The organism is Leucobacter luti (assembly GCF_050310065.1).
GTDB classification, from domain to species: domain Bacteria; phylum Actinomycetota; class Actinomycetes; order Actinomycetales; family Microbacteriaceae; genus Leucobacter; species Leucobacter luti_B.
In genome coordinates, this window is sequence record NZ_CP190007.1 from 2,771,354 (window position 1) to 2,782,391 (window position 11,038).

Here is an 11,038-nt window from a genome sequence, read left to right on the forward strand (position 1 = left end):
TCACTCAACAAACCGAAAGGACATTGATGTCCACTCTCGCTGCCGCACGGACCATTCCCGCTCTCCTCGTAGAGCAGGCCGCTCTCGGCGCGCACGCCGCCATCGTAGACGGCGCACAGCGGATCAGCTACTCCGAGCTGCTCACCGAGGTGCAGCGGACGGCGAAAGCCTACGCCGCCCACGGCGTCGGGCGCGGCGACCGCGTCGCGATCTGGGCCCCCAACAGGGCGGAGTTCATCCTGGCGATGCTCGGGGCGCAGTATCTGGGAGCGGCCGTCGTGCCGCTCAACACCCGCTACACCGGCAGCGAGGCCGCCGACATCATCGCCCGCTCGGGCGCCTGTGCCCTGGTCCTCGCGGACGGCTTCCTCGGCAAGTCGTTCGTCCGGATGCTCCGCGACGCGACCGAGCTGCCCGATGGCCCGGAGTTGCCCGCGCTCCGCCTCATCGTGAACATGGACGACACGGGCGTCGACGGCTGCACCGACTGGGACGAGTTCCTCGCCGCGGGCGAGACCGTGAGCGACAACGCGCTCGCCGAGCTCGCGGCCGAAGTCTCCCCCGACGACGTCATCGACATCCTCTACACCTCGGGCACGACGGGCCAGCCGAAGGGCGTCATGAGCGCGCAGCGCCAGACCCTCGGCGTCGCCCGCGCCTGGGCGATCGGCGCGCAGCTCACCGCCGAGGACCGCTACGCGATCGTCAACCCCTTCTTCCACGGCTTCGGCTACAAGGCCGGCATGACGACCTCGCTCATCGCGGGCGCCACGATCTACCCGCTGCCCGTGTTCGATGCGGACGAGCTGCTCGAGCTGATCCAGCGCGAGCGGATCACCGTGATGCCCGGCGTCCCGACCCACTTCACGACCCTGATCGATCACCCGCGCCTCGGCGACTACGACACCTCGTCGCTCCGCTTCGCGATCGCGGGCGCGACCGCGGCGCCCGACTCGCTCTTCCACGACATGGTGAACATCCTCGGCTTCGCGACCGTCGCCCAGGCCTACGGCCTCACGGAGTGCGTCGTTGCCACGATGTCGCGACTCGGCGAGGATCTCGACCATGCCTCCCAGACGACGGGGCCGGCGATCGCCGAGACCGAGATCAAGATCGTCGACGCCGATGGCGCCACCCTGCCCGCGGGCGAGGAGGGCGAGATCCTGCTGCGCGGCGCGAACGTCATGCTCGGCTACTTCGAGGACGAGGCCGCCACGAAGGCCGTCATCGACGAGGACGGCTGGTTCCACAGCGGCGACGTCGGCCGGCTCGACGAGCACGGCTGCCTCAAGATCACGGACCGGATCAAGGACATGTTCATCGTGGGCGGCTTCAACGTCTACCCCGCCGAGGTCGAGAACGCCCTGCGCCGCCACCCCGCGGTGAACGAGTCCGCGGTCATCGGGGTCGAGGATCCGCGACTCGGCACGGTCGGCCAGGCGTACGTCGCGCTCCTGCACGACGCCGATCCGCGCCCCAGCGCAGACGATCTCATCGCGTTCTGCCGCGAGCGCCTCGCGAACTTCAAGGTGCCGCGCGAGATCCTCTTCGTCGAAGACTTCCCCCGCAACGCGACCGGCAAGATCCTGAAGCCGGCGCTCCGGGAGCTCGCGGCCGGAAAGTAGCGCAACGAAACCGGGCCCTGTGCCGCTTCCGAGGAGGCGGCCCAGGGCCCGGTTTCGTATGCGCCGGCGAGCTGCGCTGCGGCTGCGGCCTAGCTCAGCCGCTCGAGGATCATCGCCATCCCCTGGCCGCCCGCAACGCACATCGTCTCGATCGCGAACTGCTCGTCGCGCTCCTGCAGGGCGTGGATCGCGGTCGTCGTCATGCGGGCGCCCGTCATGCCGAAGGGGTGGCCGAGCGCGATCGCGCCGCCGTTCACGTTGACGCGGTCGGGGTCGATCCCGATGTCGTCGATCGACGGGAGCACCTGCGCGGCGAACGCCTCGTTGAGCTCCATGATGTCGATGTCGCCGATCGACATGCGCGCGTGAGCGAGCGCCTGCTGCACCGCACCGACCGGGCCGAGGCCCATGATCTCGGGGCTGATCGAGGAGACGCCGGTCGAGACCACGCGGGCGAGCGGCGTGAGGCCGAGCTCCTTCGCGCGGGTGTCGCTCATGACGACGAGCGCGGCCGCGCCGTCGTTGAGCGGGCAGCAGTTCGCCGCCGTGACCGTGCCGTGCTCGCGGAACACGGGCTGCAGGGAGGCGACCTTCTCGTAGGTGACGCCGGCGCGGGGGCCGTCGTCCTTCGACACGACGGTGCCGTCGGGCAGCGTCACGGGCGTGATGTCCTTCTCCCAGAAGCCGCGGGCCGCGGCCTCCTCGGCGCGGTTCTGGCTGCGCACGGCCCACTCGTCCTGTGCTTGGCGAGACACCCCGCGCAGCTGCGCGACATTCTCCGCAGTGTCGCCCATCTGGATGTAGATGTCGGGCTCGAGGCCCGCCTCGCGGGGATCCGACCACACGGCCTCGGGATCCGTCGCCCGCGCGGCCGTGCGCGCCATCGCATCCGCGTAACGGGGGTTCTTCGTGCCGGGCATGCCGTCGGACTTGCCGAGCCCGAAGCGCGACACCGCCTCGACGCCGGCCGAGATGAAGACGTCGCCCTCGCCCGCCTTGATCGCGTGGAACGCCATGCGCGTCGTCTGCAGCGACGACGAGCAGTAGCGGTGCACGGTCGTGCCGGGGAGGCCGTCGAGGCCGAGCTGCATCGCCGTGATCCGCGCGATGTTGTAGCCCTGCTCGCCCGCGGGCTGCGCGCAGCCCATCATGAGGTCGACGATCTCCGCGGGGTCGAGACCCGGCACCTGCTCGAGCGCGGCGCGCACCATCTGCGCCGCGAGCTCGTCCGGCCGCATGTCCTTGAGGCTTCCCTTGCCCGCGCGCCCGATCGGTGAGCGAGCAGCGGAAACGATAACGGCTTCGGTCATGGATTCTCCTTGGTTGGGATGTGATGCTGGGGGCTTGGGTGGCTGAGATCCGGGTGCGGATCCGGATCCGGATCCGGTGCCGGCTTAGGCCTCTGGGCGAGCTGCGCCGCCCGCGCCGAACACGTCGCCGTTCGGCGTGGCCGCGAGGAACGAGGGCCACTCGCCGCCGCCGTCGACGTTGATCGTCGCGCCCGTGACGTGGGCCGTGAACGGGGAGGCGAGCACGACGCAGACGTCGGCGATCTCCCCCGGCGCCGCGAGCCGGCCGCGCGGGATCGTCGCGGCGACGTCGCGCAGCTGCTGCTCGTCGCCGTAGTGCGAGAGCGCGGAATCGGTGCCGACGAGGCCGCAGCTCACGGCGTTGACGCGCACATCGGGCGCCCACTCGGCGCCGAGGCTGCGGGTGAGGTTCTCGAGCGCGGCCTTCGCGGCGCCGTAAATCGCGGTGCCGGGGCTCGGCCGACGCGCGCTGATGGACGTGATGTTGATCACGGTCCCCCGCGTCTCCCGGAGCGCGGGGTACGCGGCGCGCGCGAGGTGCGCGGCGGCGAGGAAGTTCAGCTCCATCAGGGCGGCGTAGTAGCGCGGGGAGCCCTCCTCGAAGCGGCCGAACGGGGATCCGCCGGCGTTGTTCACGACGACGTCGATCCGGCCGCGCCGCTCCTGCACGTCGGCGACCCACGCCTCGAGCTGCTCGGGCTTGCGCACGTCGAGCGCGGTGAACACCGCGGGGATATCGCCCGCGTCCGGGGCATTTCGCCCGCAGATCTCGACGTCGGCTCCGGCCTCGGCGAAGCGGCGCGCGGCCGCCTCCCCCACGCCCTTCGTGCCGCCGGTGATGAGCACCACTCGGCCGCTCAGGTCGATCGTCAGCGCCATGGGCAACGCCCCTCTCTCCTATGATTCGGGTCTTCCCACCCTACCAAACAAACGCTAGGTTTGTTTCTATGAATAGCAACTTTTCCTCGGCCCCGCTCGCACTCGTCACCGGAGGCGCCCTCGGCATCGGAGGGGCGGTCTCCCGCAGGCTCGCCGCTGACGGGTACCGCGTGCTCATCGTAGATCTGAACGGAGAGGCAGCGGATCGCGTCGCCGCCGAGATCGGGGCAGGCGGCGGTGAGGCGGAGGCGCTCACCGCCGACGTCACGCTGCCCGCGGGCGTGCAGCTCATCGCGGACCGGCTCGCGCAGGATCCCGCAGCCCCCGCCGTGCTCGTGAACAACGTGGGCGACTTCCGCCCCGCCAAGGCCGTGTTCCACAAGAGCACGCCCGAGCACTGGGAGGCGCTGCACCGCGTGAACCTGTGGCACGTGTTCGCCGTGAGCCACCTCGTGATCCCGAGCATGATCGCGGCCGGCCGCGGCGCCATCATCAACGTCTCGACGGTCGAGGCCTACCGCGGCATCCCGGGCAACGCCGTCTACTCGGCGTACAAGGCGGGCGTCAGCGCATTCACGAAGAGCCTCGCCGTCGAGCTCGGGCCGAGCGGGATCCGGGTCAACGCGATCGCCCCGGATCTCACGGACACCGACCAGACCCCGGCCGACGCGATGCTCGAGGGTCGGGATCCGGCGCTCACCGCGTCGTGGCTGCCGCTCGGCCGCTTCGGCACGCCCGACGACCACGCAGGCGTGGTCTCCTTCCTCGCCTCGGACGACTCCCGCTTCGTGACGGGCCACACCATTCCCGTCGACGGCGGCACCCTCGCCTCCTCGGGCTGGTACGGCCGTGCGGGCGAGCGCGGCTGGACGAACCGCCCGACGCACGCGTAGCGCACTGCGCGCGCTTGCTGCGCTCACAGGGAGATCTGCACCCAACTCGACCAGAAGGCGGGCGGGTTCAGGGGGTCGTGTGAACACCTCTATGGGTTAGGGGTGCTTGATGGTTCAGAAGCGGCGTACGCGGAAGGTGTTCCGGTCGCAAGAGATCATTTTTTGGGGGCGGATCCGGGCCGGGGATACTCGGCAGCAGGCGTCACTGGTGGCGGGTTTTCGTCCGGCGCATGGTGACTTCTTGTTCCGGCATGCTGGTGGGATGGTGCCAAGGCAGACCCCCGTGATTCATTCCAGGTATCTCTCGCTCCGGGAACGCGAACGCATTCTCGGGGGAGTTTCTCGGGGCGACTCGATTCGGCAGATCGCACGCGATCTGGGGAGGTCTCCCTCGACGGTGTGGAACGAGCTGCGACGTAATCGTGGCAGGGCCCCCATGTATCGGCCCAAGCGCACCACCCGCCCACCAACATCGACAGACTGGTACTCGCCCTCTTTGGCTCAACGACACGCCGAGCGCCGGCTCGCGCGCCCGAAGCCAGAGAAACTGCAGCAGCATCCCCGGCTTGAGTTTCTGGTGGCCTCGCGCCTTAAGCTTGGGCATTCCCCGGCCCAGATAATGCAACGATTGCGTATGGACTTTCCTGACGATCCATCGATGCAGATCTCACACGAAGCGATCTACCGGTCGATTTATGTGCAGGGCAAGGGTGAGCTTCGTCGTGAGCTGGCTGGATGCTTGCGCAGTGGCCGGGCACAACGGGTGCCCCGGGAGCGTACCCGCCAACAGCATGAGGGTCATGGCCCCGGGAAGATCCCGGGCATGGTCATGATCTCCGAACGGCCCGCCGAAGTGGAAGACCGTGCGGTTCCGGGGCATTGGGAAGGGGACCTGATCCTCGGAAAGGATGGCCGCAGTCAGATCGGCACCCTCGTGGAACGGTCGACCCGGTTCGTGATCCTGCTCCACCTGCCCAAGCGGCGAGACGCGGTCACGGTCGCGAACGAAATGATCCGACAAATGGGGCACCTCCCCGATCATCTCCGACTCTCCGTCACCTGGGACCAAGGCAAAGAACTCTCAGACCACGCCCGGATCGCACGAGAACTCGAGTTACGAGATGGCGTGTTCTTCTGCGACCCGCACTCGCCCTGGCAACGAGGCACGAACGAGAACACGAACGGACTCCTCCGCCAGTACTTCCCCAAAGGGACCAAGCTCAATGGGTACAGTCAGGACTACCTCAACGCCGTCGCCGCGGAACTCAACGGCCGCCCCCGGAAAACCCTCAACTGGCACACCCCAACAGAAGCCCTCAGTAAACTACTGCAGATCGAATAAAACACCGGTGTTCACACGATCCCCTGAACTCGCCGCGAAAACTTGCAGTTTGAACGCCGATCTCCCTGGGAGCGCAGACCCGGATCCCGAGCCGCGCGCTGCGCTCGCAGGGAGATCTGCAGCCAGCTCGACCAGATGCCGAAAACTCTCGAGTTGAGTGCAGATCTCCGAGCGAGCGCAGCGAGCGCGAGAGAGCGCGAGAACTCACCGCCTACGCGGTCGAGCCGAAGTAGGCCTCCTGGATCGCCTCGACCGTCACCTCGGAGGCCGGTTTGGAGAGCACCGTCTTGCCCATCTCGAGGATCGCGACGCGATCGGAGATGGCGACGGAGTCCTGGACGATCTGCTCCACGAGCAGGATCCCGATCCCGGTCTGCTTGAGCGCGTGCACCCGCTGCATGACCTCCTTGACGATGCCGGGCGCGAGGCCCTGGCTCGGCTCGTCGAGGATGAGCAGCTGCGGCTTCGCCATGAGCGCCTGCCCGATGGCGAGCATCTGCTGCTGCCCGCCGGACATGCTCGCCGCGGCGAGCATGCGCTTCTCGGCCAGGATCGGGAAGAGCTCGTAGATCTCCTCCACCGACCCCGCGAGGGCGCGCTTGCCGACCCCCGTCGAGAACCCGCCCAGCAGGAGGTTCTGCTCGACCGTGAGGTCGTGGAATACGCGCTTGCCCTCCTGCACGTAGGAGATGCCTCGGCGCACCCGCTTCGCGGCGGGGATCCCGGTGATGTCCTCGCCGAGGTAGCGGAGGGATCCGCCCGTCACCTTGTTGAGGCCCGTGATCCCGCGCAGCGTCGTGGTCTTGCCCGCGCCGTTGCGCCCGAGCAGCACCGTGATCTCGCCGCGCCGCACCGTGATCGAGGCGTCCCGCACGACCCTGAGGTCGCCGTAGCCCGTCTGCATCTCGACGGTTTCGAGGAGCACCTCGCCCGCCGCAGCGTCGCTCGCCAGCCCGGCCTCAGACATCGCTGCCCTCCTCAACTTCGATCTCCTGATGAATGCCCAGGTACTCGGCGCGCACACGCTCGTTGTGCTCGATCTCGTGCGAGTCGCCGTGCGCCATGACCTGGCCCTGGGCGAGCACGTAGATGTCGTCGGCGAGGCGCAGCACGAGCTGGAAGTTGTGCTCGACGAGCACGACCGTCTGGCCCGCATCGCGCAGCCGCACGATGAGCCGCTCGAGCACCTCGAGCTCGTCTTCGTCGAGGCCCGATGCGACCTCATCGAGGAGGAGCACGCGGGGCGAGCTCACGAGGCAGCGCGCGACCTCGAGGAGACGGCGGTTGCCGAGCGGCAGCGAGTCGGCGAGCTCGTGCCGCTGCGCGTCGAGGCCGACGAGCGAGAGCACGCGATCCGCCTCCGCGGTCGCCGCGCGCTTCACCCGCCAGTACTTCGGCAGACGCAGCACGGAGGAGAGGATCGAGGCCTTCTCCGCCGCGTAGTAGCCCGACTCGACCACCTCGAGCACCGTGAGCTTCTCCGGCACGTTCGGGGTCTGGAAGGTGCGCGAGATGCCGGCGCGGGCGACGTCCGCCGGGTTCTTGCCCTGGATCGAGTCGCCGCCGAGGCGTACCTCGCCCGAGTCGGCCTTGTAGAACCCGGAGATCATGTTGAGCAGCGTCGTCTTACCCGAGCCGTTGGGCCCGATGAGCGCCGTCACCTGCCCGGGCTCGGCCACGAGGCTGACGTCCTTGAGCGCCTGGTTGCCGCCGAACGCCTTCGAGATGCCGTCGACGACGAGTTCCTCGCCGTCGAGCGGCTCGACGACGGCCGCGGCCTCGGGCGCCTCCTCGGCACCCACGCGCGCCCTCGCTGCGCTGTCGAGTCGCCTGAGCAGCCAGATCCCGACCCCCGAGATCCCGCCGGCGAACACCACGCCGCCGAAGATCAGGAAGGCGCCGATGATGATCGTGCCGTACTCGGCGAAGTTCGTGGCCTGGTTCATGCCGAACTGCAGCACGAGCGCGCCGATGAGCGCGCCGTACACGCTCGCGGATCCGCCGAAGATGGAGGCGGCGAGGGCCGTCATCGCGAAGGAGAACGCGAACGCCTCCGGCGAGATGAAGAGGTCCATGTTCGCGAACATGACGCCGGCGATGCCCGCGGGGATCGCGCCGACGGCGTAGGCCATGAGCTTCGTACGGAACACCGAGATCCCGACCGAGCGCGCGAGCACGGGGCTCTGCTTGAGCACCCTGAGCGCCGTGCCGTGCTGCGACACGATCAGGTTGCGGAACACCGCGAACCACAGGATCGCGATCACGACGAGGAGGATGTAGAAGGTGGATCCGCCGATCATCTCGCCGAACAGCGTGCCCGGCTTGATCCCGGCAAGGCCGTTGCGGCCGCCGGTGGCGTCCTTGAAGATCGACAGCACGTCGGGAATGAGCAGGATCAGGAAGAACGAGGTCATCGCGAGCGACCAGCCGCCGAGGCGGAGACCCGGGATGCCCGAGATGAAGCCGACCACGAGCGCCGCGAGCGCGCCGCCGAGGAGCTGGAGCAGGATCTCGGAGACCCCCGCCTTGCTCATGAGCCCGGCGGTGTAGGCGCCCGCCGCGTACATGGCGACCTGGCCCATCGCGAGCTCGCCGGCGTAGCCGAGCGAGAGGTTCAGGCCCGAGACGATGAGGGCGAGCAGCAGGGTCAGCTCGATCTGGCGCGTGAGCGAGTAGCTCGCCCCGAGCTGGGGCAGCAGGAGCACGAGCACGCCGATGATGAGCGGCAGGATCCACCCGGGAAGGGCGCGGAACTTCAACCAGAAAGCGGCCACGATCTAGACCACCCTTTCCCTTGAGCGGGTGAACAAGCCTGTGGGTTTCAGCATCAGGATGATGATGAGGATCGCGAACACGCTGAGGTTGGCGAAGTCGGTGCCGAGGTAGCGCGAAGCGAAGACCTCGGTGAGGCCGACGACCGCGCCGCCGACGAGCACGCCGCCGAGCGAGCCGAAGCCGCCGATCGCGAGCACGACGAAGCCCTTGATCGCGAGCGAGGCACCGAGCGTTGCGACCGCGAAGGTCTTGGGGCCGACGAAGACGCCGACGATGCCGGCCAGCATGCCGGTGAAGACGAAGGCCAGGAAGGCGAAGCGGCGCACGTTGACGCCGCGCAGCTGGGCGGCCTCGCGGTCCTCGCTCATGCCGAGCAGCGCGATGCCGATGAGGCTGCGCTTCGAGAACTGCTGGAGCGCGACGACGAGCAGCACGACGAGCACGATGAGCGCGAGCTCGACCGGGTAGACGCGGCCGCCGGCGAAGTCGAGCACGCCGTCGCCGATGAAGAAGGGCACCTTGCGGGGCTCGCCGCCCCAGACGACCTGGGCGACGCCCTCCATGATGAACGAGGCGCCGAGCGTCGTGACGAGCAGGTTGTGGCTGTCCTTGACGGGGCGGATCGCCACGCGCTCCTCGAGCGCGGCGATGGCGCCCACGATCGCCGCGGCGAGGATCGCCACGAGCCACCAGGGCAGCTGCCACACCGCAATGCCGAGGTACGCGAGGAACGCGCCCAGCATCATGAGGGCGGCCTGCGCGAAGTTGAAGGTCTTCTGCGACAGGTACACGATGTTGTAGCCGATCGCGACGAGCGCGTACACCGCGCCGATCGCCAGACCGGACCAGAAGATGGTCATGAGCCGTGGCCCTTTCGTCGGGAGCCCGCCGCGCGCGGCGGCCCGGGATCTTGGGTCACCGGGCCGCCGCGTGCGGGTGCGGACGGTTTACTACTGGAACTGTCCGTTCTCGAGCTTGCCGGGAGAGATGAAGAGGTACTCGTCCGGGCTCGCGTGCGGGGTGTGCGAGTCGGCGGTGAAGCCGTAGAGCTGCAGCATCGCCGTGTCGGCTTCCTTCTGCACCTTCGGATCCACGAGAGCCTTGGCGACCGCCTCCGCCTCGAACGAGCCGGCGCTCTCGACCGCCGCCTTGTAGAGGAACATCGAGTCGTAGTTGTACGCCAGGATCAGCGAGGACTTGATGTCGCCCGCGGCGACCATCTGCTCGACCGCGGTGTTCACGCGCTCGTTCTTCGGGTCGAACTTCGTGCTCTTGAAGACCTGCATCGTCAGGTTCTTCACCTGGTCGGTGCCGAGCACGCCCTCGGGCGGGGTCATCGCGATCAGGCCGGTGGCCGAGACCGAGTTGTTGCCGACGATCGGCACCTCCCAGCCCAGCTTCTCGATGCCCTGCAGCACGTAGCCGAGCGGGGCGCCGTAGGCGTCGAGCACGAGCACGTCGGGGTTCTCGCGCTTGAGCGCCTCGAGCTGCGGCGTCATGTCGAGCGCCGCGACGTCGTAGCCCTCGTTGCCCGTGACGGTGAAGCCCTTCTCCTTGGCCATGTCGCCGGCCATCTTGCCGAACAGCTCGCCGTAGGAGCTGGAGCCGTGCAGGATCGCAACGTTCTCGTACTTCTGGGACTCGAGCTCGGCCATGATCGAGCCGAGGTAGTCGCCGACCGAGGGCGAGAGGTCGAAGTTGTAGGGGCTCTGCTTCGGGTCGCCCGTCGTCGCCGTCGGGCCGATGTTGAAGGAGAGCACCTGCTCCTGCGACAGGATCGGCGTGATCGCCTCGGACACCGTCGAGGGGCCGGAGTTGAGCACGACGTCGGGGCGATCCTTGCCGTTCAGGATCTCGCGCAGCTTCGTCACGGCGACCGTGGGATCGCCCGTGTCGTCGACGACCGTGAGGTCGATCTGGCGCCCGTCGACGCCGCCAGCCTCGTTCACCGCGGCGACGGAGGCCTTGGCCGCCGTGACCGAGGTGGTCGCGTTGTTGTGGAGGATGCCCTCGGCACCCAGGCCGCCGAAGACGACGGCCTTGATCGGGGTCGAGTCCGAGCCGCCAGCGTCGCCGCCGGTGTCGCCACCGCCGCCGCCGGAGCATCCGGCGAGCGCGAGCGTTGCCGCCGCTGCCACTGCCACGAGCGCAGAGAGTTTGAACCTAGCCATAATTGACCTTTCCTCGTCATTGAGAAGTGCGAGATGCGGGGTA

Annotated in this window: 9 protein-coding genes and 1 pseudogene; 3 read left to right on the top strand and 7 right to left on the bottom strand. The window is 68.5% G+C overall.

The genetic code is table 11. The features are described from left to right. The first annotated feature begins 26 nt into the window (after positions 1-26). Positions 27-1,625, top strand: coding sequence for an AMP-binding protein (locus ACOPJ3_RS12620; protein WP_427869520.1), 1,599 nt, complete (start codon positions 27-29; stop codon positions 1,623-1,625). A gap of 89 nt (positions 1,626-1,714) precedes the next feature. On the opposite strand, the gene ACOPJ3_RS12625 is transcribed toward ACOPJ3_RS12620, so the two are convergent. After that, the gene (locus ACOPJ3_RS12625; protein ID WP_427869521.1) at positions 1,715-2,935 is read right to left on the bottom strand and encodes an acetyl-CoA C-acetyltransferase; all 1,221 of its coding nucleotides are present in this window, start codon (positions 2,933-2,935) and stop codon (positions 1,715-1,717) included. 84 nt (positions 2,936-3,019) lie between these two features. Beyond that, complete coding sequence (locus tag ACOPJ3_RS12630; RefSeq protein WP_427869522.1) at positions 3,020-3,814, bottom strand: SDR family oxidoreductase; 795 nt, start codon at positions 3,812-3,814, stop codon at positions 3,020-3,022. Positions 3,815-3,882: 68 nt separating this feature from the next. Here ACOPJ3_RS12630 and ACOPJ3_RS12635 point away from each other — a divergent pair, with 68 nt between their 5' ends. Next, positions 3,883-4,707, top strand: coding sequence for an SDR family NAD(P)-dependent oxidoreductase (locus tag ACOPJ3_RS12635; RefSeq protein ID WP_427869523.1), 825 nt, complete (start codon positions 3,883-3,885; stop codon positions 4,705-4,707). A gap of 109 nt (positions 4,708-4,816) precedes the next feature. Then, positions 4,817-6,049: an IS30 family transposase gene (locus ACOPJ3_RS12640; RefSeq protein WP_427869524.1), complete on the top strand. Its 1,233-nt coding sequence runs from the start codon at positions 4,817-4,819 to the stop codon at positions 6,047-6,049. A gap of 211 nt (positions 6,050-6,260) precedes the next feature. Here the strand turns inward: ACOPJ3_RS12640 and ACOPJ3_RS12645 are convergent, their stop codons facing one another. From ACOPJ3_RS12645 to ACOPJ3_RS12665, 5 genes and pseudogenes are all read right to left on the bottom strand, one after another. Beyond that, positions 6,261-7,016 carry an ABC transporter ATP-binding protein gene (locus tag ACOPJ3_RS12645; RefSeq protein WP_427869525.1) on the bottom strand — a complete coding sequence of 252 codons (756 nt, stop codon included), beginning with the start codon at positions 7,014-7,016 and terminating at the stop codon, positions 6,261-6,263. Continuing rightward, positions 7,009-7,926, bottom strand: a complete 918-nt coding sequence (locus ACOPJ3_RS12650) for an ABC transporter ATP-binding protein (protein ID WP_427871229.1) — start codon at positions 7,924-7,926, stop codon at positions 7,009-7,011. The genes ACOPJ3_RS12645 and ACOPJ3_RS12650 overlap by 8 nt, the downstream gene beginning before the upstream one ends. Positions 7,927-7,944: 18 nt before the next feature. Further along, positions 7,945-8,823: pseudogene (locus tag ACOPJ3_RS12655) on the bottom strand (branched-chain amino acid ABC transporter permease); the annotation flags it as partial. Between the two features lie 3 nt (positions 8,824-8,826). Beyond that, positions 8,827-9,684 carry a branched-chain amino acid ABC transporter permease gene (locus tag ACOPJ3_RS12660; protein WP_427869526.1) on the bottom strand — a complete coding sequence of 286 codons (858 nt, stop codon included), beginning with the start codon at positions 9,682-9,684 and terminating at the stop codon, positions 8,827-8,829. Between the two features lie 90 nt (positions 9,685-9,774). After that, on the bottom strand, positions 9,775-10,995 hold the full coding sequence (locus ACOPJ3_RS12665) for an ABC transporter substrate-binding protein (RefSeq protein WP_427869527.1): 1,221 nt from the start codon (positions 10,993-10,995) through the stop codon (positions 9,775-9,777). Positions 10,996-11,038: the final 43 nt, after the last annotated feature.

What these genes read in the sequence shown, in the direction of transcription:
- ACOPJ3_RS12620 (WP_427869520.1), top strand. Translation starts at nt 27, where the DNA reads ATGTCCACTCTCGCTGCCGCACGGACCATTCCCGCTCTCCTCGTAGAG.
- ACOPJ3_RS12625 (WP_427869521.1), bottom strand. Translation starts at nt 2,935, where the DNA reads ATGACCGAAGCCGTTATCGTTTCCGCTGCTCGCTCACCGATCGGGCGC.
- ACOPJ3_RS12630 (WP_427869522.1), bottom strand. Translation starts at nt 3,814, where the DNA reads ATGGCGCTGACGATCGACCTGAGCGGCCGAGTGGTGCTCATCACCGGC.
- ACOPJ3_RS12635 (WP_427869523.1), top strand. Translation starts at nt 3,883, where the DNA reads ATGAATAGCAACTTTTCCTCGGCCCCGCTCGCACTCGTCACCGGAGGC.
- ACOPJ3_RS12640 (WP_427869524.1), top strand. Translation starts at nt 4,817, where the DNA reads ATGGTTCAGAAGCGGCGTACGCGGAAGGTGTTCCGGTCGCAAGAGATC.
- ACOPJ3_RS12645 (WP_427869525.1), bottom strand. Translation starts at nt 7,016, where the DNA reads ATGTCTGAGGCCGGGCTGGCGAGCGACGCTGCGGCGGGCGAGGTGCTC.
- ACOPJ3_RS12660 (WP_427869526.1), bottom strand. Translation starts at nt 9,684, where the DNA reads ATGACCATCTTCTGGTCCGGTCTGGCGATCGGCGCGGTGTACGCGCTC.
- ACOPJ3_RS12665 (WP_427869527.1), bottom strand. Translation starts at nt 10,995, where the DNA reads ATGGCTAGGTTCAAACTCTCTGCGCTCGTGGCAGTGGCAGCGGCGGCA.